Source organism: Paenibacillus sp. FSL H8-0261, assembly GCF_045040645.1.
In the GTDB taxonomy this organism is placed as follows: Bacteria; Bacillota; Bacilli; order Paenibacillales; family Paenibacillaceae; genus Paenibacillus_AQ.
Genome location: NZ_CP150297.1, coordinates 3,983,790 through 4,009,759 on the forward strand (window position 1 = coordinate 3,983,790; position 25,970 = coordinate 4,009,759).

The 25,970-nt window shown below is 43.8% G+C and carries 21 protein-coding genes and 1 other annotated feature; of the genes, 6 read left to right on the plus strand and 15 right to left on the minus strand.

The features are described 5' to 3' along the window. Position 1 precedes the first annotated feature (1 nt). Positions 2-1,030 carry a serine hydrolase domain-containing protein gene (locus tag MHI27_RS17675; RefSeq protein ID WP_405174335.1) on the plus strand — a complete coding sequence of 343 codons (1,029 nt, stop codon included), beginning with the start codon at positions 2-4 and terminating at the stop codon, positions 1,028-1,030. An 84-nt stretch (positions 1,031-1,114) separates the two neighbouring features. On the opposite strand, the gene MHI27_RS17680 is transcribed toward MHI27_RS17675, so the two are convergent. Both MHI27_RS17680 and MHI27_RS17685 read right to left on the minus strand, forming a co-directional pair. Beyond that, a complete protein-coding gene (locus MHI27_RS17680) occupies positions 1,115-1,504 on the minus strand; it encodes a hypothetical protein (protein WP_405174336.1) in 390 nt (129 codons plus the stop codon). Between the two features lie 139 nt (positions 1,505-1,643). Further along, on the minus strand, positions 1,644-3,389 hold the full coding sequence (locus MHI27_RS17685) for a glycoside hydrolase family 35 protein (protein ID WP_405174337.1): 1,746 nt from the start codon (positions 3,387-3,389) through the stop codon (positions 1,644-1,646). A 153-nt stretch (positions 3,390-3,542) separates the two neighbouring features. On the opposite strand from MHI27_RS17685, the gene MHI27_RS17690 reads away from it, so the two are divergent. Next, a complete protein-coding gene (locus MHI27_RS17690) occupies positions 3,543-4,997 on the plus strand; it encodes a sulfatase (protein WP_405174338.1) in 1,455 nt (484 codons plus the stop codon). Between the two features lie 81 nt (positions 4,998-5,078). On the opposite strand, the gene MHI27_RS17695 is transcribed toward MHI27_RS17690, so the two are convergent. The 5 genes from MHI27_RS17695 to MHI27_RS17715 all read right to left on the minus strand — a co-directional run bounded on the left by MHI27_RS17695 (position 5,079) and on the right by MHI27_RS17715 (position 12,195). Next, positions 5,079-6,578: an arylsulfatase gene (locus MHI27_RS17695; RefSeq protein ID WP_405174339.1), complete on the minus strand. Its 1,500-nt coding sequence runs from the start codon at positions 6,576-6,578 to the stop codon at positions 5,079-5,081. A 15-nt stretch (positions 6,579-6,593) separates the two neighbouring features. Further along, on the minus strand, positions 6,594-8,489 hold the full coding sequence (locus MHI27_RS17700; RefSeq protein ID WP_405174340.1) for a family 20 glycosylhydrolase: 1,896 nt from the start codon (positions 8,487-8,489) through the stop codon (positions 6,594-6,596). Positions 8,490-8,613: 124 nt separating this feature from the next. After that, on the minus strand, positions 8,614-10,245 hold the full coding sequence (locus tag MHI27_RS17705) for an extracellular solute-binding protein (protein WP_405174341.1): 1,632 nt from the start codon (positions 10,243-10,245) through the stop codon (positions 8,614-8,616). 57 nt (positions 10,246-10,302) lie between these two features. Then, positions 10,303-11,202, minus strand: a complete 900-nt coding sequence (locus MHI27_RS17710; protein ID WP_052404326.1) for a carbohydrate ABC transporter permease — start codon at positions 11,200-11,202, stop codon at positions 10,303-10,305. A 24-nt stretch (positions 11,203-11,226) separates the two neighbouring features. Then, complete coding sequence (locus MHI27_RS17715; RefSeq protein ID WP_341128518.1) at positions 11,227-12,195, minus strand: ABC transporter permease subunit; 969 nt, start codon at positions 12,193-12,195, stop codon at positions 11,227-11,229. A 250-nt stretch (positions 12,196-12,445) separates the two neighbouring features. On the opposite strand from MHI27_RS17715, the gene MHI27_RS17720 reads away from it, so the two are divergent. Both MHI27_RS17720 and MHI27_RS17725 read left to right on the plus strand, forming a co-directional pair. Further along, positions 12,446-13,885 (plus strand): helix-turn-helix domain-containing protein, encoded by a 1,440-nt coding sequence (locus tag MHI27_RS17720; RefSeq protein WP_405174342.1) that lies wholly within the window; start codon positions 12,446-12,448, stop codon positions 13,883-13,885. Next, positions 13,872-15,650 carry a sensor histidine kinase gene (locus tag MHI27_RS17725; protein ID WP_405174343.1) on the plus strand — a complete coding sequence of 593 codons (1,779 nt, stop codon included), beginning with the start codon at positions 13,872-13,874 and terminating at the stop codon, positions 15,648-15,650. Before MHI27_RS17720 ends, MHI27_RS17725 begins: the two co-directional genes overlap by 14 nt. Positions 15,651-15,721: 71 nt before the next feature. Here the strand turns inward: MHI27_RS17725 and MHI27_RS17730 are convergent, their stop codons facing one another. The 5 genes from MHI27_RS17730 to MHI27_RS17750 all read right to left on the minus strand — a co-directional run bounded on the left by MHI27_RS17730 (position 15,722) and on the right by MHI27_RS17750 (position 20,320). Beyond that, on the minus strand, positions 15,722-17,119 hold the full coding sequence (locus tag MHI27_RS17730; protein WP_405174344.1) for a sulfatase: 1,398 nt from the start codon (positions 17,117-17,119) through the stop codon (positions 15,722-15,724). A 106-nt stretch (positions 17,120-17,225) separates the two neighbouring features. Continuing rightward, complete coding sequence (locus tag MHI27_RS17735) at positions 17,226-18,059, minus strand: AraC family transcriptional regulator (protein WP_341145615.1); 834 nt, start codon at positions 18,057-18,059, stop codon at positions 17,226-17,228. A gap of 39 nt (positions 18,060-18,098) precedes the next feature. Beyond that, on the minus strand, positions 18,099-19,076 hold the full coding sequence (locus MHI27_RS17740) for a formylglycine-generating enzyme family protein (RefSeq protein WP_405174345.1): 978 nt from the start codon (positions 19,074-19,076) through the stop codon (positions 18,099-18,101). A gap of 36 nt (positions 19,077-19,112) precedes the next feature. Further along, on the minus strand, positions 19,113-19,646 hold the full coding sequence (locus MHI27_RS17745) for a chromate transporter (protein ID WP_405174346.1): 534 nt from the start codon (positions 19,644-19,646) through the stop codon (positions 19,113-19,115). 11 nt (positions 19,647-19,657) lie between these two features. After that, a complete protein-coding gene (locus MHI27_RS17750; RefSeq protein WP_405174347.1) occupies positions 19,658-20,320 on the minus strand; it encodes a chromate transporter in 663 nt (220 codons plus the stop codon). Positions 20,321-20,506: 186 nt separating this feature from the next. Between MHI27_RS17750 and MHI27_RS17755 the strand changes: the two genes are divergently transcribed. After that, positions 20,507-21,706 (plus strand): ROK family protein, encoded by a 1,200-nt coding sequence (locus MHI27_RS17755; protein ID WP_405174348.1) that lies wholly within the window; start codon positions 20,507-20,509, stop codon positions 21,704-21,706. A 64-nt stretch (positions 21,707-21,770) separates the two neighbouring features. Here MHI27_RS17755 and MHI27_RS17760 read toward each other — a convergent pair whose 3' ends face one another. The 3 genes from MHI27_RS17760 to tyrS all read right to left on the minus strand — a co-directional run bounded on the left by MHI27_RS17760 (position 21,771) and on the right by tyrS (position 24,983). Beyond that, the gene (locus MHI27_RS17760) at positions 21,771-23,015 is read right to left on the minus strand and encodes an anaerobic sulfatase maturase (RefSeq protein ID WP_405174349.1); all 1,245 of its coding nucleotides are present in this window, start codon (positions 23,013-23,015) and stop codon (positions 21,771-21,773) included. 216 nt (positions 23,016-23,231) lie between these two features. Continuing rightward, the gene (locus MHI27_RS17765) at positions 23,232-23,519 is read right to left on the minus strand and encodes a hypothetical protein (protein ID WP_042189061.1); all 288 of its coding nucleotides are present in this window, start codon (positions 23,517-23,519) and stop codon (positions 23,232-23,234) included. Between the two features lie 204 nt (positions 23,520-23,723). Further along, entirely contained in the window at positions 23,724-24,983 is a 1,260-nt protein-coding gene (gene tyrS / locus MHI27_RS17770) for a tyrosine--tRNA ligase (RefSeq protein WP_060624193.1), read from the minus strand. A 139-nt stretch (positions 24,984-25,122) separates the two neighbouring features. Beyond that, positions 25,123-25,353: a binding site (T-box leader), on the minus strand. 151 nt (positions 25,354-25,504) lie between these two features. Here tyrS and MHI27_RS17775 point away from each other — a divergent pair. Next, entirely contained in the window at positions 25,505-25,951 is a 447-nt protein-coding gene (locus MHI27_RS17775) for an Lrp/AsnC family transcriptional regulator (protein ID WP_076286742.1), read from the plus strand. Positions 25,952-25,970: the final 19 nt, after the last annotated feature.

Genomic DNA, 25,970 nt, shown 5'->3' on the forward strand with positions numbered 1-25,970 from the left:
TATGCACAGAAACTACTGGCCTACAAAAGACTGGCAAACTTCAGATCCGGTTACCTTAGGAATGGATGCTGAACAACTTTCAGAACTAGAAGCTAAGATTAAAACCGACTATAGTAATATAAACGGAATTCTAGTGGTGAGAAATGGATATATTGCCTATGAACAATACTTCAATGGCTATGGTCCGAATGATCTGCATCATGTGGCTTCTGTAACGAAAAGCATCTTATCCGCCCTCATTGGTATTGCCATTGATGCCGGATTTATCAAGGATGTTGATCAGGAGGTGCTGGATTTTTTCCCCGACTATGTTCCAGACGATGCTGCTGCCAATCTACAAAAACGAGAAATCACTATACGCCATTTACTCACCATGACAGCTCCCTATGCTTTTGAAGACTGGCACGAGCCACTGGAGCAACTCTGTAAATCGTCCGACTGGGTCAAATACACACTTGATATCCTTGGCCACCAAGGGAATGTTGGTGATTTTAAATATTCCACCGCAGGGGCGCACTTACTGTCAGCTGTCATCACTCGTTCCACAGGACAAAGTGCCCGTGAGTTCGCTAACGAGCGATTATTCAGACCTATCGGCGTGACGGAAATCCCGGATTATGAGATGAAATCATTTGGGTTTGATGATTTATTTGGGGTAAATGTGAAGGGATGGGTGGAAGACCCCAATCGTATCACCACAGGAGGATGGGGACTTACGTTGTCTCCACGTGATATGGCGCGTTTTGGTTTATTATATTTGAACCGTGGAAAATGGGAGAATAATCAGATTATTTCGGAGACATGGATTGAAGAATCAACAGCGATGAACCCTAATCATTACGGTTATTTGTGGTGGCTACGCGAAGAAGATGGGATTTACACCTACTCAGCGTTAGGGGATGGTGGTAATGTCATTTGCTGCATTCCAGAAAAAAAACTTGTCGTAGCTATCGCCTCAGAATTCACACTTCAGCCTCGTGACCGGTGGCCTCTGATTAAGGATTGTATTATTCCGTCTGTAGTAGAGTAATGAAGATAGAAAACATGCTGGTTGCCACTACTTCATTAACAACTAGGAGAGCAACCAGCTGTCTACACTCTAAATCATTTTGCTTCAAGGAAAAATAATATCGCCTTCGTTGCTGCTTACATCAAAAAATCCTACTTTGTGTTTTATCGCCAACTCCCGCATCGCCGCGTAAGCTTCGTCAGCTACGGAATACGCGAACGCCGCATAGATGACGGATGTGCCAAGCGAGTAGTCAGTCAACCGGTTATCCGTTCCGGCTTCCTCCATCGCCTCAAAAATCTCATCCTCTACATTCATATTAGGAAATTGCTCGGACAACTCACTATAAAAGCGTTGCAGCGCCTCCGATAAAACTGATGGATCATTATAGGCATGGTCTTCCGACCACTGCACTTGCTGCTCATACCACTTCATAAACGCTGCTCTCTCTTGCGGTGCTTTAGACGTCTCGAACGCCATCAAATCATAACTCATTTAAAATCCTCCTCTAAACCACCCTAATCGTGCATTTTCAGTTCCTATAAATTGTTGGGCTGTTTTGATTATATATTAAAAATCATCAGACCCATACTATAGAATTATGATACTTACTCACCCATTAAATATTTAAATATCATGTGAGCTCTGGTGTATCTACAAAAGTAACCACTGGCTCCATTACGCCATGTAATTCAAACAAGATTAGTTCGTTCCCGCCTTGACGCAAAAGCGGTGCCGGTATGTAAAGCGTTTTTGTCGGACCCTCCTCCCAGTAACGACCTAGATTAAAGCCGTTTATAAAAACTTGACCTTTACTCCATCCGTCCAGCCGCAAAAAAGTATCCTCAGGCTTACTGACTTGAAAGCTCCCCCGGTAGAAAGTGGGCCGCTGACGTTCTTCGCAATCTATCGATGTGAATGATAATCTTTTAAGATCTGTTAATGGCAAGGAACGAATGGTCCAATCATGCAAAAATTGATAGCCGAGTCTAACGCCACAGGTTATGCCCTTCGGATCACGAAGCAGAGGGCCATAATTTACGCGTCCCATGTTCTCCACAAGAATGTCGATTTGCAGTCCCTCAATCGGGACCTCTAATGAAATTCCTCGCGGATCCCAGCGTTCAACTGTACCGACAAAGGCCCCATTCGCGAATACAAGCGCACGATCGCGAACTTCTTGAAGAACGAGCTCCGTACTGCTGCGGGGTCCACTGATCTTCGTTGAATACAAGATAAATCCATAATCTTGACCCAGTTTCTCCATTGGCTCGGGACATGCTCTACGTTCTGGACGAGACAAAACGTCTAACTGAGTGAACAGTGGTGCTGCTTCTGTCATCAACACTTTCCCATAAGCTTGTGACTTTATTAACGGCGGTAATTCCAGTGGCGGCAACGTTACATATTTCTCAATAATTTTTCGAGCTTCATAAAATTTTGCAGTTGGCTTACCCGATTCGTCCAGCAGTGTATCATAATCGTAGCTGGTTACGATGGGCTCATATTTGTCAAAAAGATTTGCCCCATTCATAAATCCAAAATTCGTCCCCCCATGAAACATGTAGAAGTTAACAGAGGCTCCTAGAGCCAGCATTTCATCCAAAGTCTCCGCTACTTCGGATTCGGGGCGGGTATTATGCGGTTTCATCCAGTGGTCAAACCATCCATTCCAGAATTCCATGCACATCAACGGCCCCGTAGGCTGATATTCACGTAATTTAGCAAAGGCTTCCTTTGCCCGTGAACCGAAATTTACGGTGGCGAACACTCCGTCGATCATACCGCCTTGAAGCATATGATCTTCAGCTCCATCTGAAGTAAACAGCAGAACGTCCATGCCGCGGGCGATCATTCCTGCTTTTAGATCATGCAGGTAAGTCTTATCACTCCCAAAGCTTCCATATTCGTTCTCTACCTGAAGGGCAAGCACAGGTCCACCGTTAGTGCTTAACAAAGGCCGCAGACGTGGAAGCAACTCATCGAAATAGGCATCCACCTTAGACAAATAGACGTTATCATTACAACGCAGCTGGATGTTATCGTCCGCAAGTAACCAAGCTGGCAATCCACCAAATTCCCATTCCGCACAAATATAAGGACTTGGCCGCAAAATCACGTGCAAACCAAGCGCTCCGGCAAGTCTAACGAAAGCCTCGATGTCAGCAAAGCCGGCAAAATTGAAGCTCCCCTCCTCTGGTTCGTGTAAATTCCAAGGAATATAAGTTTCAACAGTATTCAATCCGCAAGCCTTCAGCTTCAGCAAACGATCCTGCCAATATTCCGGAACGATCCGGAAATAATGAAGCGCACCAGAAAGTAACCGGATGGGTTGTTCGTCTAATATAAAATGATCCCCTGATATGGATAACTTCCGCATATAATTTCTCCTCCAACATTGAGATAGACTATTCAATTATAGGTAATAAAAATATCAACCCATATGGACAATTCTAATGAAATATATGGAGAATTCATTGGTTGCTATAGGCTTTTGTGATGCTATAAACTATATTCATAGGAGGTTTTACGGATGTCAAAAAGAACTCATATTTGGTTAATAACCACAGATCAAATGCGTGCGGATGCACTAGGTATCGAGAACGCTTCCGTACTAACACCTGAGCTTGACAAGCTTGCTTCAGAAGGCACGCTCTTCACTGGAGCTTACTGCGCTAGTCCCGTTTGCACGCCCTCACGCTCCTCCATCTTTACTGGAAGGTACCCGCATGTTCACGGTGCTTGGAACATCGGTACTGCGCTTAGAGAAGACGAACTTACCTTATGCGATCATTTAAAGACAGCGAATTATAAAACCATCGGTATAGGAAAGATGCACTTCCGTCCACAAATGAAGGGGGACTTTTCACAAGAATATGAAGAGCCTGCTTATCGTGACCGCGGAAGAGCTTCCGATGGAACGTACTACGGATTTGATGAACATCATATTACGGAAGACAATTGTATCGGGAAATATATGGAGTGGCTTAGAGAGCGCAACCCTGAAGCGGCAGAACGTTTCAGCAAGGACCGTTACAGAGCTTCTAATGCTCAAAACGATGTGTGGGAGAGTGAAATCCCTCCAGAGCTACACCAGTCATACTGGATTGCTGAACGGAGCATCGATGTGATCCTCTCTCACAAAACCGAACAACCGCTATTTTTATGGACCAGTTTCGTCGATCCACATCACCCCTTTGACCCTCCAAAAGCTTACGCGGATATGTACGCTGACACTGACATTCCATCTCCAGCCAGCGAGGCAGACGACGTGCATCTTCGTCCTCCTCATCTGCTGCGTCAGAGTCAGGGAGGATATTGGCCTGGTGGCGGTGAGGAGCATTCTCTTAATGAAGCGCATATGAAACGACTCACTCGAAATTATTATGCGATGATTACCTTCATTGATGAGCAGATCGGACGTATTATAAAAGCTTGGCGTCAAAAAGAAATATACGATGATGTAGTCATCCTCTTCACCAGCGACCACGGAGAACTGCTCGGTGACCATGGACTAATTTACAAGGGGCCGTGGTTTTATGAAGGGTTAACACGAATCCCGATGATCGTACGCGGTCCTGGGATTGCTTCCGGGCAACGGGTCCCTGCTTTAATGGAACATGTTGATATTGTCCCCACACTGCTTGCAGCCGCAGGTCTCAAAACTCCCTACGGAATTCAAGGTGTGTCACAGATGGAGGTGCTGGCTGGAAGAGAGTCCCATGTGCGTAATTCTGCCCTAACCGCTTATATTGCTCATGATCGCGGCATTAACGCTAAGTGTTTGCGTACAACACGCTATAAGCTGGTGATCTTCGCAGGTGAGACCTACGGTGAATTGTATGATTTGAAAGAGGATCCTCATGAAAACCACAATCGTTTTGAAGATTCCGATTATAGTGAAATTCGCCGTTCGATGGTAGAATTGCTCGTCCATCGAATGATTCAAGATCAGGACCCATTGCCTCAGCGCCGGAGTAGCTGGTAAATCAAAACACATGCTAAACTCCTTAATCTTTCCGTAACAGACGAAGGACAACCTGAATGTTCAGGTTGTCCTTCGTTAAGATCATTTCCCCAATTCGGATGCCTTTAGAATATGAGAAATTGGACGTCCGGCAATCAATTCGCCGTTGTTTACAAACCCTTCCTCTCGTCCCTCCAGCTCGTGAATAAGACGCTCTCTCCATTCACGTATACGCTCTAAATTATCGGTACATCCGATTGCATTAACCTTCTCTAAGGGATCGGTCACTAGGTTAAAGTACTGCTCTTCGCCTGTCTGAGAATACCATATGAATTTCTCTCTTCCATCCGTTAAAAAGTGGTGAGACTTTTCTCCATAGGCTTGCTCCCCATGAATATAAGACCGCCACACTATCTGATCTCCCTTACACAGCGGCAACACACTTTGCCCTTCTACTGTAACTGGTATTTGGACGCCAGCGGCTTCAAGAAACGTCGGCATAATATCGCGAAGCTCTACAATGGAATCAAGCCGGGAGCCTGCAAGAAGTCCAAACGTTTCTCCCGGATCAAACACTATGAAAGGAATCTTAGCACTCCCTTCATAAGGAAGAGATTTGCGGAAGTAATGATGATCCCCCATCATTTCACCATGATCAGAAGTAAATAGAATCAAAGTTTCATTTAAAACTCCATATTCCTGCAGCCCATTGATCAACCTCCCAATTTGGTCGTCAAGATGCGTTATTAGTGCATAATATGCGGCACGGGCACGATCCAATCTGCGCTTTGGCAAATGAGTGAACGAAGATGTTGGATCCTTAGCACTGTTTAAAGCTGCATTCTCGTCCACCCAATCTCCGACTGGAGGATCAGGAATTTCCAAATCCATGTACATATCTAGATAACTTTGCGGCGGATCCAAGGGGGAATGTGGGCGAACGAAGGAGGACCATAGGAAAAATGGTTTTCCAGGGTCTCTTCTTCGTAAGAAGTCTAGCGATTCGGTTACGCACCAATTCGTTGGATGCATCGATTCCGGCAAATGCCAGGGGCGGGCAACCGTTGAGGCATTGCAATCAAGTCCTAAGTCAGTGATATCCGAATTGGTATTGGTTTGTCTTCGCAGCCATTGTAAATAATCGTCCACTTGATCATAGTGTTCATCATATATGGCTTGGCTCTTGTCCCGATTGTAGTGAAGATATCCATCATGAAGCACAACATTATGGAATCCACATAGATTACGTGCAGGATACACATGCATCTTGCCAACACACTGCGTATGATAACCAGCTTGAGCAAGCTCTCCGGCAATCGTATGGGCGTAATTCCATTCAACCTTATCCTGATACCCCACCCGCCCATGTGATCGTTGGCCCATTCCTGTCATGATACCAGCCCTCGCGGGAATACAACTCGGGGTAGCTGAGTAAGCGTGTTCAAATAATATCCCTCTTGATGCAAGAGAATCCAGGTTGGGTGTCTCAACGACGGGATGTCCCATGATGCTCAGGCAATCAAAACGCATCTGATCCACTGTGATAAGCATAAGGTTGGGCCGCTTTGAGCCATTTTGATGGTCCAGATTTGTGTCAGTCATAACCTCACTCCCTTCTTATACTCCTGCGATGACGGACGGTGTTGCGATCGTGTGCCACAAATTCGCACTTATCGCCCTTGGGCCGTCATCGTCAACGAGACCGTCGAACGTCAGTAGCTCCTCTTCTAATTCAGCTATCTGTTCCACTTTCCCTTCGACATAACTACTGATTCGATGAATAGCCGTCCTAATCCTCTGAAGCATACCTCCCATACGAAGATCAAAAACATCAAGACCAAACACCTTATTTTCCAGCTCCCATTGCACCCGATAGTCATCCATAAATCGAACGGCTAAATCTGATAGTTCTGGCAAAGTCACCTTGGCAAGATGAGCCAATTCCTCAACATTCCCTCGATGATAAGCATCACGTATGGAAATCCCAATTTCGCTCTTTATCGCAAGCAAGCGACACAAGCTGGCTTGTACAGAGAATAAGGATTGCCAAGGCGAATTCCGAGTAATCGCCTGTTCGAGCATTTTCGCACTTTGCTGATAATGCTTCGAATACACGCTAGGAATAACATGTCGATCGAACAAACCACACAAAATGTCTTGATAAAGCAAGTATTTAGCCGGATTGATGGAACACCCCCCCGGAACCGAATTACCTGGAACCAGGTTAGCCGCATCGAGTGCCATAAAGTCATCATAATGGCCTTGCACGCAGCTACTGAATCTTTCTTTGACATGATTCTCCACGAAACATCCCGTGTAGCACAGCTCCGCCCAAAGTTGAAGGGTAGGAAGAACCGAGAAGACGGAAGCTTCAGCACCATTATCTCCCCATGCGGTAATCAGCACTTCTTGAATTCCATGCTTAACACAGCTATCATGAGCCAGCAGACTGACTTTGTAGCTGAATTCATTGTTTGGAGCGAAGCCCATCCATTTCCAAGCACCACCTGCAAATCCAATATGATCATTCAGCTGCTTATGTTTGCGTAACATTCCGTCGTATTTCTCCTGCGTTTCCGAATAGTAATCCCAATAGATCAAGGTAACATCTTCAGGAATCAGCTTAACAATATCGGGGCTGATTGGACTTTCAGCATCGTAATATTCTCCGGAACTGACCAGACGGAAAAACATGTCGCTCCACATCATCGTACGGAAACCATATTTCCTGGCGATTTCCATAACAGTACTAAAGTGTTTTAACATCAAGGAGGATCGATCTTGATACCCATGCTTGTCTAGATATTTACCAAGTCCCATCATATGCGCTTCGTCCATCCCAATATTTATGCGACGACTGCTTACATGGGTCGCCATGAAAGCGAACATTCGATCAATTAACTCGTAAGTTCTCGGATCATCAATGAGGAGAATGTCTTGGAAATCCACTAGCGGTGCATGTGCTTGCCATTTCAATGCTTGGCCCAGATGAGCCAGCGTCTGGATACAAGGAACTAATTCTATACCAAATAACGCGGCATACTGGTCCATCTCCCGAATTTGCTCCCCTGTATATCGACCTCTTAAATAACCGAAATAAGGATACCCCTCAAGTTCGTAGGTGTCTTCCGTATACAGTTGAACCGTTGAATATCCCATAAGCGCTAAGCGCCGAATCAATTCCTTATATCCTTCATGGTTAAGAACAGCATTTCTTGAGCAGTCTACCATGAAACCTAGCTGTTCATAAACCGACATTTCATTAATTCCAACTCTCTCACCACGACGTAAATTCTCTAGCAATCGGCTGAGTGCCCGGATCAACTGATGTTCCTGTTCATACTCAATAGTGGCCTGAATCTCATCGTAAGATATTCGAATGCCCTTCCCTTGTTTCTTACAATTTACTGGAATCCCTGACCGTTCTATTCGGATACTCAATATTCCCGCTACTTCTGAAACAGCTGCTAACTGTTTCTCGGTTAACCCTGTCAAGTGAATGCTATGTATCATAGACTTTCCCCTCCTAATCTTATTATAAGTATGCGATCAGTAGCGCCGCACATTCTTGGTTCTTCTTCAAATCATTAAACGGAAGATCCGGGCTGCTTCAGCCCGGATCTTCTCTATCCATCAATTATTCAATACCTTGTTCTTTGGCCTTCGCATTTACTTCTTCTATCATTTTATCAAGACCTTTAGCCTTATAATCGTTCACAATGTTATTCCAGTAACTCTCAACGGGTTCTTTGGAAAGCATGATCTTAAGCAGATCATCATGGTCCAGCACAGTAAATTTATCCTTTGTTGGGGTGGACAAATACGTTAACCGAATGTCGTATTCTGGAACCTTCGTATTGTTCTGAATCCAATCGATATAATCGACAGCTTCTTTGCGGATCCCTTCGTTAGCGATCGTCGGGTTATCCATGTTATAGCTATCTGAAGTTTCATAAGCCACCAAATTTTTTAGAAATCTGCTAGCAGGATACTTCTCATTTAATGAACCCTTTTCAATGACAACCTTCTGCCCATTTTCGATCTTGTAATCGACACCTTCAATGCCATAAGTCAACAGGTCCTTACCTTCAGGAGACAACACATAATCATAGAGTGCCATGATGCGATCCATCTTTTTATCGTCAACCTTATTGCTGAAATAACTTTCCGACCAGTACGTTTTAAAAATAGCATGTGAGCGTTCACCATCAGGTCCAATAAGTGGCTTGAGTGCCTTTACGCTCTCCATGATATCTTTATCCGGATAAGCTGTTTTCCAGCGTTTTTCATACATATCGCTATTTAAATTTATAAAGCCGCCACCGCTTAGAAGAGCAGCTGCTTTACCTGCTACGAAATTGTCATAAGACTCTGCAGGCTTTACAAGCGCGATGTCTGGATCGATCAAACCTTTTTCGTACATATTCTTCATGTTTTGTAACGCCGGAAGTGCATTTTTCGAAAATACAGCAGGTATAAACTTACCGTCCTCTTTGATCCATTTAAAGTCACTGCCGCTTCCATCACTCGTGGCGACCGGGTTACCGTACAACCAGAAGAATCCGCCCAGCATCTTGGTAGTTGTCGTCGTAAGACCGGTAATATGCTTACCTTCCGGATCCGACTTGACGATTGCATCAAGCATAGCTTCAAACTCTTCCCAGGTCTCGGGTTCTTTTGTGATTCCAGCTTTTTGAGCAAGATCCCATCGATAGAACACCATACGATCCAGCGCGCTCCAATCGACACTCGGGAACATCCGGCGAGGAACGGTATAATACTTTCCGTCTACACCTAAACCTTTAATGTCCGGCGATTCGAAGTATTTTGCAAGGTTAGGATACTTAGAAAGATCCGGAAGTGCTTTGACAACACCTTGTTCAACCCATTTACGCTGATATTGCGTACCGACAGCGTCGATCGCGAAAATATCAGGCAATTGACCGGAAGCAGCCCACATTTGAATCTTCTGGGTATAGTCATCCCAGGTCATATTGACAGGTTTTAATGTAATGTTGAATTTTTCTAATAATTGTTTGGCGATCGGGTCTTTTTCGATGTTAGCAATTTCAGCATCCGCGTCCCAGAAACCAAGAGAAATGGTCATTGGATCCTTGTAAGGGTTGTCCGTGGAATTAGAAGAATCCGGAGATACTTCACCGTTTGATGCCGCCTGCCCTTTGTCGTTATTGCCTCCACCACAAGCCGTGAGCACCGAAGCCAATAAAGTTATGCATAATGCCAGTGTCATCATTTTCTTTCTAAGCATGCTTGAAACCTCCCTTTATACTATTTTAGGATAGAATCAATCTATTTAAAATCTTTCTTATCCTTTTATCGAACCAACCATAATGCCTTTATTAAAATGCTTCTGCAGGAATGGATAAACAACAATAATCGGAATACTCGAAACTACAATTGCTGCCATTTGAAGTGCAGGTGTGTAGACCTTCCCCGTCTGCTCCTGCTCGGCCATCGTCTGTGCCATTTGACTTAGCAAGGAATTCGAAGTAATGAGTGTCTCACGTAAATAAATCTGAAGCGGGGCCTTTGAAGCGTCACTGATAAAGATCAACGCGTACCACCATTCATTCCATCTTTCCACAGCATAGAACAAAGCAAAGGTCGCCATGAATGGGGCAGAGATCGGAATAATGATTTTGTAAAGGATGTACAGATCATTTGCCCCATCCAGCTTAGCTGACTCTTCCAGACTTTCTGGAATCGTGTTGAAATAGTTTTTCATAATGATCAGGTAAAACGTATTGAGACCGGCGGGTATGATCATGACGAGTATATTGTTTACGAATCCTAGATCTTTAACGACTAGATAAAAGGGAATTAAACCGCCATTGAAAAACATAGTGAACAAGATCAAACTAAGCATTATGTTTCTTCCCGGCATGCCCCGCTTGGATAATGCGTATGCTCCCGCTACAGAGATCGTCATGCTGAACAACACGCCAACCGCCGTTACGATGACAGAATTTAAAATCGAAGTCCAAAACTTCATATCCTGAAGCAACAGCTTGTATGCCGACAGGTCAAACGAAAGCGGAAAAATATAAAAGTCGCTTTTACTAATCGCTTCGAACTTTGCAACTGAGATAATAAGAACATTATAGAAGGGAAAAAATGTTACTAGTGCTAGAAGCCCCAGAACCACGAATGCGACGATATCGAAGACACTCCATTTTTTTCTCTTTTTAACCGTTGTGTCGGTCACTTGCTTCTCCCCTTTTCCTACAAATTAATAAAGTCCTTCCTCGCCCATCTTCTTAGCGAACGTATTGGCCGCCCATAAAAGGATTAGGCTGATAATGGACTTGACGACACCCACGGCGGTCATATATCCAAAGTCGCCCCCAATCGTGAATGAAGTCCGATAAATGTATGTATCGATCGTGTCGGCAACCGAATATACCGGTGAACTATACAGATTGAATATTTGCTCGAAGCTCGAACCTTGCGTCAATAATTGTCCAACTTGAAGAATTAACAAAACTGCGACGGTACTCTTCAAGCCCGGCCATGCGATGTTTAACAGACGGCGAAACCGGTTCGCTCCGTCCACTTCCGCCGCTTCAAACAGCTCAGGATTGATCCCTGCAAGCGCCGCTAAGTAAATGATTGAATCCCAACCGATCTCTCGCCACACATGTGTGATATACAGAACGGGTCTAAATGCACTTTCATCTACAAGCGGAGAATTTGGATCCCCGCCAAACAACATGATGATCTGGTTATAAATCCCGTCCTTGCTTAAAATATTGATGATAATCCCTGACAGCACAACCCACGAAATAAAATGTGGAAACGTCAGGATCGTCTGAAAAAACCGCTTCATTTTTGTCCTGGAAAACTCATATAAAACAATCGCCAGGATAATGGGCATCGGAAAATGAGTGATCAGCTTCATCAAGCTGATAATGACCGTATTCCAAAATGCCCTGCGAAAATCGGGGTCGGTCAACAGCGTTTGAAAATTCTCTAAGCCAATCCAGGGACTTCCCAGGATCCCCTTACTGTAATCAAAGGATTTGAATGCTAACGTTACACCGTACATGGGAGCATAGCTGAAGAGGGCGTACCAGATTAACACCGGTAGAACCATGAGGTAAAAATACTTGTACTGTAAAATCGTTTTTCCTAGGCTTTGCTTAGGAGTACGAGTCTTTAAGCTTCGCTTAGGCGTACGAGCGGTTACAGAATCAGCCAATCTTCTCCCCACCTTTCTGTATGAGATTGTTTATGCTTGTAAGCGGTTTATATGGTAAATTATATCGGGAGTGTAAATTCTCTTGTATAGAGGATACAACTCCGGTCATGTGGATTTTTCACACCTTTGTGGGTGACCTTCCTGTGACACGTAATATCGGACATAGTGAGCGTAAGATAGTCCATACCCCCCTTGATCCACAATCGCTAGGATAAATCTAAGAGCTCCATATAGAAAGGGGGATTCACTTATGCGTTCAGTGATTATTGCAGATGATGAGAAGTGGATTGTAGAGGGAATTAAAGCAGGAGTGAATTGGAAGAAATACGGCTTTGAAGTGATCGACGATGCCGAAAACGGGCAAGAAGCCCTGCAATTAATTCAATCGCTTCGCCCCACCCTTGTTCTAACAGATATTAAAATGCCTGTAATGAATGGGCTAGAGCTCATTCAACGTGGCAAAGCCATCGCACCTGATACAATTTTCATCGTACTCAGCGGACATGCAGAGTTCGCTTATGCACAAAAAGCGATGAATTATGGCACGTTCGGATACTGCCTGAAACCTTTTGAAATCGAAGAAATTGAAGGAATGCTTAACCGAATAGCCCAGCAACACGAATCGAAGGTGGTTAAAGAAATCCCTGTCCATGACTTCGAACTATATGAAGCGGTTTGTTCCGGAGATCTTGAACGAATTAGCTTACGGTTGGACGAGAAACGAATACCCTTGTCGGAAGATCGCCCTCATATCCCCATTGTTATCCAAGGGTTAAGTTCGCCCGCAGATGTCGGGCAATTCTCTTCCTTGGTCTTCCCGATGAGCCGCCGACGTTATGGTTACTTATTCGAAGAGTGCCAATACGAAGTCTTCCTTCGGGGTCTTGAACCTACAGAGGTTGTACAAGAATGCGGGGTCGGGATCGGTCCTCCTATTTCGGATATACATCAACTGGATGCGGCTTTAGAATCCGCTTCTCATGCTGCGTTCAGTATGTTCACAACGGGGATGCCTGGATGTTATCGGGTGAATCCACAACAGGAAATACCGATCGACGAGAAGCTCAAAGAGATCTCCCGGATTCTTCATAATAAAGACCGGCTCGGTTTTATAGCAGCCATGGAATCGATAAAGAAATTATTCAAAGAGGGAACGTTCACCATTAAAGAAGCCTATTTGCTCTACACATCGATCCTCTACTTATTTCCTCGGGAAGGGACTCGGGTTAACGGCCGTTTTTTTGAAGGATATGAACAGCTCTATTATCGATACGGTACGGCTGAAGCTATGATCGATGATTTGATTCTTATGACACTTGATATTTTTATGAACAGAAACGAAACTGATATTTCACGAATTTCAAACCACAAAGTCAAAGAAATCATGTTATACATCCGCAACCACTTCAATCAAGAAATTTCGATTCAGCATTTAGCCAATCAGTTCTTCTTAAGTCCAAATTACTTATGCCAACTATTCAAGAAAGAAGTCGGCGAGACCATCATCGAACATATCAGTCGTTTAAGAATTGAATACGCTTGTAAAATGCTGGTCGAGACCGACCTTTCCATTTACCAAATCGGTGAGAAATGCGGTTTTCAGGATTATTTCTACTTCACACGAATTTTTAAGCGGCATCTCAAAATGACACCTACGCAATATAGGGAACAAAGCAATGAAGACATTTAAGAGATTATCCATCCGTACTCAGGTTCTGTTATTTGGTTTATTTATTGTTGCCATTATCCCAATCATCGTTTCACGAGTCTACCAACTATCAAGCGAGACCATCATTAATCAAAATACGCAATACAATACGGAGCTGGTCTCCCTTCTCAAGCAACGGATTTCTAACAACTATGCCAACGTTTCTTCCATGATGATGAATGTAGGATACGATTCGACCGTCCAAAAGTTCCTAGTCGAGAATGATAAGCTTCGAGGCTACGACCTATCCCAAAAGGTAGAGGGACTATTGAGTATCGCGCGAAATATGAATACGGACATTTTAGATATTATAGTTATCGGCAGCTCTAACACACGTATTTCCTTAGCGGGAAGAACCAAATATGCCGTCGATCTTATGAAGACGGCTGGGGATGATGGAATCGTTCATTATCGCGGATACAGTCCTCCAGACAAGGTCATCGACAAGAGAAAATTACTGTTCGGGATGAACATCTTTGCTTCAGGTGACACGTCCCTATATGGCGAAAAAATCGGCTACATCGCAGTTATTGTGGATATGAAGGCTATTCAAACTGAAATTTCAGAGTACCCTCGATTAGTCGGAACCAGCTTTTTTATGATGGATGATAAAGGGCTGATCTACTCAAATAGTGATGAGCCGGATGACATGCTCCAGCAGTTTCAAACTCGGGCAACTGGAAGGGATGGAGAGTCAATCGTCGAAACAGTTAACTTGAAGAAATATGCAATTCAGTCCTTTATCTTACCGGAGATCTCTGGAAAAATTATAACCGCTGTTCCTGTCCATAATTTAATGAAAGAACTGGAGAAGTTAAAGAAGGTCAGCTATGCTCTTCTAACATTAATCTTATTGGTCGTCTCTATTCCCTACTCTGTACTCATGATGAATCTCTTAAGACCGTTGTCTAGGCTTATGCGCTATATGAATCAATTAAAAGGCGGAAGTCTAGGAATATTGAACAACAAGGTCGATTTAAAAGGCTATGCTGAAATTGAAATCATCTCTCGACAGTTCAATGATATGACAACGCGGATTCACGATTTGACGGACCAATTAATCGATGCAAACACCCAGCTTTACCAGACAGATCTGGAAAAGCAACGTGCCGAATACTCGTATTTGCAAAGTCAAATCAATCCCCATTTCTTAAGCAATACTTTAGATACAATCAAAGGCGTTGCGATCGTAAAAGGAAATCGGGAAATCTACGAAATGACTACCGCCTTAAGCACAATGCTCAAGTACAGCATCAAGGGCAAAGAGGAGGTAACTCTTGGGGAAGAGCTGAAAATCGCAGAATCTTGTGTGAGGATTTACCAAGGCCGTTTCCCTGACAAATTCAGTTACAAGCTGTTCTGTCCACAGGAATGGTTACACATTCCCGTACCTAAAATGATCCTTCAACCTATTGTCGAAAATGCGCTTGGTCATGGACTTGAGGCTCAAGGTCAGGGAGTCTTGCTGATCACAGTAGAGAAAAGCGAAGCGGGACTGCTTGAAATCGCTGTAGAAGATAATGGTGTAGGCATCGTTGCTGCGAGACTGGAACAGCTAACCGAGCTGCTGGCTGGTAAGAACATAGAATCCGGTGATCATATAGGGCTCCTAAACGTCAATAACCGTCTAAATCTTAAGTACGGTGATCCCTGCGGCGTTCTGCTGTATAGTAAGGAAGGTAGCGGGACGAAAACCGTTTTGAGGCTTCCCGGGGCTTTAATTGATCAGCAAGAAGCCAGAGAATAAAAAAGGAGGTTGCCCATTCAGGGGCAGCCTCCTTCTCAGTTGTCTTTCTTTCCTCATTTAAAGGGACAACGCTAAGCATCCTGTGAGGATGAGCTCGCATACTCTTTCGCATGATAGGGTCCACCTTCCATAAGTACCGTCCATAATGGATCGATATCACAGTCCATGGAGCTCATCATATTGTCATGCCATTCATTCAACAGATAGACAGCCTTCATACAAATGTCTTTACGCACTTCGGCGAGATTATGTTGTTCGTAAGGATCATGCTTCAAATCAAACAACATTTCTTTCGGAAATCCATGGTGTCCGTCATGATAGGTGCGTATATATAACCAATCCTCAAATCGGATGCTGCGTTGACACACATGCGCGCATTGTGAGATTACGAGATACTCACGCCCTCCTGATTGTCCCTCCAGAATGGTATCAGCATAACTTTCACCATCCCAAGAAGGAGCCCCTTTCAAATTCAGAAGGCTTGCTAATGTCGGTCCGAGATCAAGGTGATAATGTAGCCCATCCTCCACTATTCCCTTCTTGCCGCCTGGCCAGCGAATAATCATCGGAATTCGGCAAGTCGCCTCGTCTGCCGTGCCGTGCTCGGAGTAAATCCCTAGCTCGCCCAGGCTCTCTCCGTGATCCGCTGAGATCAAAATAGCCGTATCTTCCATCACGCCAAGTTCTCTCAGCTTAGAAAATACTTTCCCGAGATGCTCGTCCAGATACTTAACTCCAGCATCATAGTTGTCAAAGATAACTCGCAGGTCATCACGATTCTCTATCTCCAGATGATGCCTAAAATGCTGATGATAATGCGATTTCGCGAGTGCATTCATATCTTCAATACTATGCTGCCCCTTTTTACTCCGGTGAAGCTCAAACGCGTCTTCCGTGATCCAATCGGGTAAAGGCTCCCTCTCGAACGGATTACCGTAGCTCTCGGGTGTACGATAAGGCGTATGCGGATCCCAGAAATTCAGGTGCAGAAACCAATTTTCGGACTCCCCATTATCCTCAAGCCATTTAAGTGCCACAGGAAGTACCTGCTCTGCCGTCTCATGCCCCCTTCCACCAACATTGAACACTTCTTGAAAACCGGCATTAAAGGTCCAGGCCGAGTGCCGTTCGGCGAAGGTGCTAATCGACGCGGTTTTCATGGCTGCTTGCCTTAATATAGCGGGAAGACTCTCCATTCCCAGCCGGTCATTAAATTCGCGTTTCGCCCCTTCTCTACGCATATCAGCAGCGGTCCCGCCATGTCCTACAATCCCATTATGAATGCCAAATCGTCCCGACATTAAAGCAGAACGGGACGGTAGACACGGCGCATCTGAACAATAGTAGTTGGTAAAGGTGACACCTTCTTTAGCGATTGAATCGATATTCGGGGAGGTATTCCGATGATAGCCATAACATCCCAGATGGTCCGGGCGAAGCGAATCCAAATCCAAATACAAGATTCTCATGAGTTATAACCTGCCTTTCCTTTTAATCGAAATGGTTACGCATCGATTCGGGCAGTTCAGAATGATCTGCTCATGCTTATAGAGTAAATGAATATGGAAAGCTCCGCTATGGAGTAGCGATGTTTGTTTTTGTATATTCGATACTTTTTCGGTACTCTGCCGGACCCCTGCCGTATTCGCCACGAAATACCTTACTGAAATGCGAAGCATCATAATAACCACATCTCTGGGAGATATGCTCGATGGTATAATCCGTATACTCCAACATTTGTTTAGCTTGCTGCAGCCGTAATTTTCGTAACATTTGCATAGGTGTCAATTTATATATTTTCTGAAACGCCCGGCTAAAATAAACAGGATTCATATGATATAGCTTGGAAAGCTCCTCTCTACTAATCTCCTGATCAAGTCTCTCCTCCATATATTTCAACGCCTCGTTAAAGCGGTCCGTGACATAGGGATCTCGTGATGAGCGGCGCCCGCCAAGCTTGGTGCTCTCCATAATTTCATAAAGGAGAAAAAATGCCAATGAACCGACCTGAACATTTCTGAAATCTTCCTCCTCCTGCAACCACAGGCTTCGCAGCTCGTCAAACCTTCGCTCATATTCGCTTTGATCCCGAATCCGAATCACCTTGCCTAGCGGGAATAACTTGAAGAAATCATCTCCGTCTTTAACTTTAGCGTTAATATTAAACAGATAATGTACGCCTTCCATTTTGGAGATCACATTAAAAGGCTCATTAGGACGGTGGATCATCACGTCTCCGGCAGAAGCAACATATTCTCCCTCGGAGGATGTCGTCAATACCTCACCTTTTTGGATGTACGAGACGGTATAACAAGACTGGACGTAATCGAATAAGACCCGCTTCTGATATTGAATTTTTATGACGTCCAGCACGGTGATATCAAACTGACTATGAATGATAGAGGACAAAGAAGTTCCTCCTTCTAATGTAGTAGTCTTTATGTATTCTCAACCGGTATAATCAGCCGCACATCGAAAGCCAATATTTCCTGCAGAGCTGTCTGGTGTATTTTTGCTCCTGGCCGCCACCCGATAACGGTTACAATAAGATTTATGGCACAAATACGATCCTCCGCGCATCGACCTTGCTACACCACTTACCGGGCCTCTCGGATTCTCGGATTCGGAAGTTAAATGATAGGCCTTAGTAAACCAATCCTCGCACCATTCCCACACGTTTCCTGACATATTATAAAGACCATATCCGTTAGGTAGATAGGATTTCACAGGTGCCGTACCTGCATAACCGTCGCTGGCATGATTTTTATCAGGGAACTTTCCTTGCCAAATATTGCAGCGATGCTCACCGCCCGGTTTTAATTCGTCCCCCCAAGGATATCGTTTCTGAACTAGACCCCCTCGTGCGGCATACTCCCACTCTGCTTCCGTAGGCAGACGTTTGCCGGCCCAGCTGCAATATGCATCAGCATCATGCCAAGATATGTGGATCACCGGATGATCAAGGCGTTCGTCTATTTGAGAATCCTGACCTTCCGGATGACACCAATTCGCTCCCTCTACCACCCACCACCAGGGAGTTTGAGTAGCTACTTGGGTCACTTTTTTCCCTGTCTCCATGGAAACAAAAGAATGAAACACATAAGACCAACCGAAACGCTCCGCATCTGTAACGTAGTTTGTTTCCTTGATAAAAGCAGCAAACTGCTTATTCGTAACTGCCGTTGCATCAATCAAAAAGGGAGATAAGGTAACATTCCTAGCAGGCCCTTCTCCGTCTGCGGGGAACCCTTCTTTGTCATCCGTCCCCATAAGAAAAGTGCCTCCAGGAATAAGGATCATGTCCGAGAAATCTTTATCCCCTTCTGGTCTTTGGATAGTTGTGTTCTCCTTACAAACATCGATGAAACCTTGTTTCTCGACTTGATTTCGACTAGCTGAACAGCAAGCCCGTATATTCTCTGACATGTACTTACCTCCAATCTGGGATCGTCCCGGCCCTGTCTAAAAAAAGGCTACACCAAGAATGCCAGAGGCAACGATAATGGTGAGCGGATGCAGCTTATATTTCATTAAACCATAAAGTGCAGCGAATACAATGATCAACGTGCCAATGGTCTGCCAACTAATGAAAGCGTGTTCCATGCTATTTAATCCAAATCGAATCGCAGCATAGGCAATCAAGCCTGTAATCACTGGTCGCAAACCATAAAATAACGTTTTAATCCATTGACTGTCCCTCACCCGATAAAAGAAGACGGAAATAACAATGATGATGATTAATGAGGGCAGAACCATGCCTAATGTTGACACAATCGCTCCTTCGATTCCGGCTATACGATATCCGATCAAGGTTGCACTGTTCGTTGCAACAGGCCCGGGTGACATCCCTGCGATGGAAACTACCTCTTGGAATTCCCCTTCGGATAACCACCCCCCAGCCATAGCTTCATGCTGAATCATCGGAATGATGGCGTACCCTCCTCCAAAAGAAAGAAGGCCAATTTTTATAAAAGTGAAAAATAAACTCCAATTCACATCGCTTCCCCCTAGATGTAATACTCCGGATAATTCGATTCTTCATCAGAAGCTTTCAAGGACTCCTTCTCTGTCCGAACTTGGAGCCCTAAGAGCTGTTTGATTGGCATATATACAAAACCGATAATCAATCCAACTGCGATCACGTAAATGGGATTGATTCCGGAAACTAATAAAACAATCGGTATAACCAACGCTGTAACAGCCGTAGTCTTGTCAAATATAGCGTTCTTGGCCATTCGATATGCTGCTACTAGGATCAAAGCAATAACAGCACCATGAATCCCCTTCATGGCGGCAATAACTTTTGGTTGGTCGGCCAGTTGTGAGTAAACGGCGCTAAGCAAACAAACAATGATAAAGGTTGGAATCGTAATCCCAGCGATTGCAGCAATCGCACCCTTCACACCAGCAAGACGATAACCAATGAATGCCGCCGCATTTACACCTACCCCACCTGGTGCTGCGCCAGCTAAAGATAGAATTTCATCCATCTCCTCTTCAGCCAGCCATTTCCGTTTAGTGGAAATTTCCCGTTCGATCATAGGGATCATCGCATAACCTCCCCCGAAAGTTACGGGACCGATTCGAACAAATACCCAAAACAACTGGAACAATAGACTTATCCTTAGGTCTGTATTCGTAGTCACATTTGTTTTCATAGTTGTTCTCATGGATTCCACCCTTATATTTTCTGTCGTAATTTCATTATATCACTTTTTCCCAAAATGGAATTAAGTTTTTTGAACGGTAAAATACAATCTATGGTTTATGCGTTATACTATATTAATGTTAATAAATACAAACTTTATAAAATACGATCTTACTAGTTCATCCTATATATAGCTTGGAGGTATATCGTGGAAAAGCGCTCGACACACATTCCATCACCAAAAAAACTCCTATACGACCGAATCGCCGAACAAGGCACTGTTTCCAAGTTAGATCTTCTACAGACATTTTCACTTACCAAAAGCACAATGACCCGAATATTAGATGAGATGACGGAAGAAGGCTTGCTGATAGAATGCGGATTCGGGGAATCTAGCGGAGGCAGAAGACCTATTTTATACCAGATCAATCCTTCCTACGGCTACATCATCGGTTTAGAGATTTCCAGACTGTATTCTTCCCTTGGTTTATTTGATATGCAAATGAACCCAAAATCAATTGTTCACTGGCGAATGGATCAGGCATTCACACCTGAAAGATTTATAGATCATATCAGTAATCAAATACGCGCTTTCCTTAGGGACCATCAGTTAGTGGACAGTCAAATCATCGGGATAGGAATAGGGGCTGTGGGGCCACTTGATCGGGAAAATGGCTTGATCCTAAAACCGCTGCACTTCCCTTCTTCAGGCTGGAACAATCTGCCGATTTGCAAACTGGTGGAGGAACGAACGGGCTTCAAAGCTTTACTCGACAACGGTGCCAATTCCGCACTCCTTGGAGAACGATGGTCCATCCGTCACGCTAACATTCAACATATGCTCTATGTTCATGCTGGAGCAGGACTCCGCTATGCGATGATGTCGCATGGAAGTATTGTTCATGGCACGATGGATATGGAAGATGCCATTGGTCAAATGATCATCCAGACAGATGGACCCCGATTAAATAATGACGGGAACTACGGGGCTCTGGAAGCATTCGTATCTGTGCAGGCGCTAGAACAAAGTGCGCGCTCAGAGGCGAAAATGGACAACGATCTGATCCTCCAAAGATATAAAGTGGCGCCTGAGAAACTAACTTATGATGTATTGGTACAAGCCTTTAGAGACGGTAATCCACATGCGCGTGAATTATTTACTCAAGCCGCCATTCACTTCGGGATTGGCCTCGCCAACGTTATCAACCTGTTACATCCTGAGACCATCATTCTAGGTGGTGCGCTCATCCACTCTCACGAGTTGTTCTTCCAAACGGCGGTTGAAGTGGCACAGCGAAACACTTACCGTTATCCTGAATACCAACCTCACTTCACTCTAGGTACTTTAAAAGAAGAAGCTGTGGTGACTGGAGCCGCTATAATGGTAAGAAATCAAATGGTTCTTTAGCATAACAAAAAGGTTGTCCCACAGTCATTTGCATGAGTGTTGGAACAACCTTATTTAATTTGACCTATAGTGGTTGACAGCAACTCTTAAATTTTTTCCCACTTCCGCATAGACATGGATCATTTCGACCTGGAAGTGGTTTTGCACTTTTCCTGAACTCCAGCATCTGCTCCGATCTAAGTCGGTTCGCAAGCAACATCATCCGTTCATAAGCATACGAGTAAAACATTTTGTAGCTGCGGCAAAAATAATCAACCTCAGTACGATCATTAACATCAAGCCAATTCCGGTTGCGCGGGCACCCCCCATTGCAAAAGCTAAGATACTCACACTTATAGCATGATTCATTCATATTGGGTTTCATTAACAAAAAGTCATCATATATGGGGCTGGTAAGCAATGCTTCAAGGTCGGTATGGCCGATATTTCCTAACTTGTGCTCTTCATCAATAAAGAAATCACAAGGATAGGCATCCCCGTTCGTTTCAAGCACCATCATCTTCGGGCAGCATGAGTTGTGGACGCATAACTCCGCCTCATGATGCATGAATACTAGAAGCATATTCTCAAAAATACGAATGGGAAGCTCCGGATACCCCTCGTTGTACCACAGATCAAATGTACGGCATAGAAACGCTCCGTATTGTTCAGGTGTAATTCGAAAGCGGCCAGGCATATCACTCTTCTGTGAAACAAAATCCATGCAAGGGATAAACTGAATATAAGGAAATTGTTGTTCCTGGTAGAATGCCATCAATTCGTCTGGTTTCATCACATTATCTTCATGAATCACCGTCAGAATACTATAATCCACACCCTCATTCTGTAGATGACGAATCCCACGCATAACTAGATCATAACTACCTTTCCCCGAACCCGTTATACGATGTGCATCATGAATAGGCTCAGGACCGTCCACACTAATCCCAACCAAATAGTTGTACCGTTTAAAAAATTTCGCCCATTTCTCATGAATTAGCGTTCCGTTGGTCTGCAGCGCATTACTGATCATCGTATGAGGTGGAGCGTACTTAGCTTGGAGTGAGATCACGCGTTCAAAATATGGAAGTCCGGCTAATAGCGGCTCCCCTCCTTGCCAAGAGAAAGTCGCTATACCAGATGATCTTTTCATGTACTGAGCGATAAACCGCTCCAGAAGATCCGTATCCATCACTCGGATCGGATGATGAGGATGTCCCCCTGCTGTGCTGTAATAGCAATAATCACAGGTTAAATTACAATCCTCCGAGACGGTTTTCCACATGACATGAAGAGTCTCAGGCCTCGAGGTCTGTATGCAAGTTGTCATACGATTCTGCCCCTCCTATGTAAATACAAACTTTACTTTGTGAAAGCTATTTCCTATTTCTTCAATTAAATCATAGGTATGTACATCAACGATGAGTAAAACATCATAGTTTGTCGAATATCTAGAGATAAAAAAATACACTCCCCATTGTCTGTTAAAACAATGGGGAGTGTATTTTCTTTGAAGATAAATAGAGCATTACCAGACACTGTTTCTTTAATTACGGACGTATTCCTTATTCGCTGTTTCCAACATTGATTTCCAATCCGCAAATTTAGTTTCTCTAACTACATGACGATCAAAAAGTTCATCAGGTATGTCAGCAACATCTTCTTCTGTCTTTACTTGAAAGTTTCCTTTGGTTACAAACTCATCGAAACTTTTGTAATTGGAATACTTACTCATAAACGCTTCATTAAACAATTTCTCGAAAGAGATGTGATTGGGATCTTCTTGATACGTTTTCTGTCCTTGTAACTCATTCATCAATTCTTCCATGGTCATTGGTTTTTGTCTTCTCAAATTACCACTCCTAATTTTCTGTTATAGTTGTAGAATATCATGTTAATCCATAAATCACACGAATCCTAAGCTTACCATAATTTTCGCTATTTCACCTTTCAAATTTCACTTAATATGCAAATGATCCGCCTCTATACTTAAAATACAACAAAAAACCTCCCTTATTCATAAGGAAGGCTCTTATTTTTAGGACAATTTCACCAAGCTGTAGTTTTTCTTACCCTTACGGATAATGATAAACCGGCCGCCGATAGCTTCGCTAGCTGTAACTTCCAGTGCTACGTCGCTAACTTTCTCACCATTCATGGAGATTGCTCCTTTGGTGATATCCTCACGTGCTTGACGCTTAGACGGCTCGATACCGAGATCAACCAACCACTCTACGATATTTTTAGATTCCAGTGTAGTTTCGTAGGTCGGCATTTCCTTGAAGCCTTGCTCGATCTCATCAGCAGTTAGGGATTTGATATCTCCACTGAACAGAGCAGCAGTAATACGTTTAGCCTGCTCCAGCAATTCTTCACCATGCACGAATCTGGTCATTTCTTCAGCAAGTGTTTTTTGTGCTTCGCGTTTATGCGGTTCAGTCTGAACTTTTTCCGCAAGTGCATCAATTTGCTCTTTAGATAGGAATGTAAAGTACTTCAAGTATTTCACAACATCACGGTCATCAGTGTTCGCCCAGAACTGGTAGAACTCAAACGCAGTCGTTTTGTTTGGATCGAGCCAGATTGCTCCTCCAGCTGATTTACCGAATTTTGTTCCATCAGCTTTCAACATAAGCGGGATCGTTAGACCGAATGCTTTTGCTTCAGGTCCTTCTTTTCTACGGATCAGATCCAGACCACTTGTAATGTTGCCCCATTGATCGGAGCCACCAATTTGCAGCTGCACATCTTCATGCTGGTACAGATGCAGGTAATCTAGGGATTGCAGGATTTGGTAAGAGAATTCAGTAAAGGAAATTCCGCTGTCCAATCTGCTCGCTACAACATCTTTGGCAAGCATCGAATTGATGCTGAAGTTCTTACCATAGTCACGCAAAAATTCGATCACATTGATTTTATGCGTCCAATCATAGTTATTCACCATACGAATTTGATTGTCGCCATCAGTAACGAACAGTTTTTTCATTTGTGCGGTAAGCGCATCTACGTTAGCTTGGATTTGCTCCAGTGTCTGCAATGAACGCTCGGATTGTCGTCCACTTGGATCACCTATCGTACCTGTAGCACCGCCAATTAGCATAACCGGACGATGTCCTGCAAGCTGGAATCTTTTGAGTACCATGAACGGAATCAAGTGACCAATATGCATACTGTCACCCGTCGGGTCTACACCGCAGTACACCGAAACGGATTTCTGGTTGGTCAATTCTCTAAGCCCTTCGGCATCGGTTTGTTGATTGATGGCATCGCGCCATTCTAGTTCATCGATAATATTCATTGCCTAACACCCCTTAAATTAGTAGATATCCTATAACGAATCATCAGTCCGCCAAGCGAATATAAGGATAGTTGATGAAGAGAAACTTATAAATCCTTATATTTAAAAACAAAAAAATCGTCCCCTTGTCTATTGTAGACATAGGGACGATTGAATAACCGTGTTACCACCCAGATTGCACCAATGAAACGCTAATGCTAAAACACAGCATTGATGCCACTCGTGACGAGATATCGTTCGCCATTCCGCTCGGTGTTAGCCGAGATACTCCAAAGTGTAATTCGTACTCTTAGTGTGTACCGGGTTTCATCAACCCCCGGCTTTCTGAAACAGGGACTAAGCTACTACTGGGCTTCTTCAACGTATATCGTATATAAGATTACAGCCAGTATAGTGAAATAATTCTTCAATGTCAACATCTTAAGCTGAGAATGCTGAGACACACTCCTGCTGTGACGCACTACTAGGCATTACCTATTTTTTTCTGTTACAATTACGAAAAAAGAGGTGAACGACTCCGTATGCTTGATCCAATCGATAATCATATTTTAGAACGCCTAACTCAAAACAGCAGAATTTCCTACACCGATCTAGCTAAAGAAGTTAATTTATCAAGTGTCGCGGTTAAGGATCGTATTGATCGGCTCGTCAATCAAGGAATTATTGAGCAATTCTCAATCGTCATCAACGCAGAAAAATTAGGAAAGAAAATTTCGGCGTATCTAGAGCTTGAAGTGGAGCCTGCCCATTTAAATCATATTGTCAGAGTCCTAAAAGAAAATGAACGCGTAGCCGTACTTTATGAAATGACAGGGCCGTGCATTCTTCACATTCACATTCTAGTTGAGAACCTTGAAGAGATGGAACGGTTTATGCATGAATCCATCTACTGTCTGGATGGTCTAGTCCGTGTAGAAAACCAAATCTTATTAAAACGCCACAAAAATCAGGATGGTCTAAATATATAAAAAAAAGAACCGACTTTAA

Excerpts from the sequence above, each read along its gene's own strand:
- MHI27_RS17720 (WP_405174342.1), top strand. The coding sequence starts at position 12,446 with ATGCGTTCAGTGATTATTGCAGATGATGAGAAGTGGATTGTAGAGGGA.
- MHI27_RS17695 (WP_405174339.1), bottom strand. The coding sequence starts at position 6,578 with ATGACTGACACAAATCTGGACCATCAAAATGGCTCAAAGCGGCCCAAC.
- MHI27_RS17760 (WP_405174349.1), bottom strand. The coding sequence starts at position 23,015 with ATGACAACTTGCATACAGACCTCGAGGCCTGAGACTCTTCATGTCATG.
- MHI27_RS17680 (WP_405174336.1), bottom strand. The coding sequence starts at position 1,504 with ATGAGTTATGATTTGATGGCGTTCGAGACGTCTAAAGCACCGCAAGAG.
- MHI27_RS17730 (WP_405174344.1), bottom strand. The coding sequence starts at position 17,119 with ATGAGAATCTTGTATTTGGATTTGGATTCGCTTCGCCCGGACCATCTG.
- MHI27_RS17775 (WP_076286742.1), top strand. The coding sequence starts at position 25,505 with ATGCTTGATCCAATCGATAATCATATTTTAGAACGCCTAACTCAAAAC.
- MHI27_RS17690 (WP_405174338.1), top strand. The coding sequence starts at position 3,543 with ATGTCAAAAAGAACTCATATTTGGTTAATAACCACAGATCAAATGCGT.
- MHI27_RS17705 (WP_405174341.1), bottom strand. The coding sequence starts at position 10,245 with ATGCTTAGAAAGAAAATGATGACACTGGCATTATGCATAACTTTATTG.
- MHI27_RS17685 (WP_405174337.1), bottom strand. The coding sequence starts at position 3,389 with ATGCGGAAGTTATCCATATCAGGGGATCATTTTATATTAGACGAACAA.
- MHI27_RS17765 (WP_042189061.1), bottom strand. The coding sequence starts at position 23,519 with ATGACCATGGAAGAATTGATGAATGAGTTACAAGGACAGAAAACGTAT.
- MHI27_RS17700 (WP_405174340.1), bottom strand. The coding sequence starts at position 8,489 with ATGATACATAGCATTCACTTGACAGGGTTAACCGAGAAACAGTTAGCA.
- tyrS (WP_060624193.1), bottom strand. The coding sequence starts at position 24,983 with ATGAATATTATCGATGAACTAGAATGGCGCGATGCCATCAATCAACAA.
- MHI27_RS17740 (WP_405174345.1), bottom strand. The coding sequence starts at position 19,076 with ATGTCAGAGAATATACGGGCTTGCTGTTCAGCTAGTCGAAATCAAGTC.
- MHI27_RS17750 (WP_405174347.1), bottom strand. The coding sequence starts at position 20,320 with ATGAGAACAACTATGAAAACAAATGTGACTACGAATACAGACCTAAGG.
- MHI27_RS17725 (WP_405174343.1), top strand. The coding sequence starts at position 13,872 with ATGAAGACATTTAAGAGATTATCCATCCGTACTCAGGTTCTGTTATTT.
- MHI27_RS17675 (WP_405174335.1), top strand. The coding sequence starts at position 2 with ATGCACAGAAACTACTGGCCTACAAAAGACTGGCAAACTTCAGATCCG.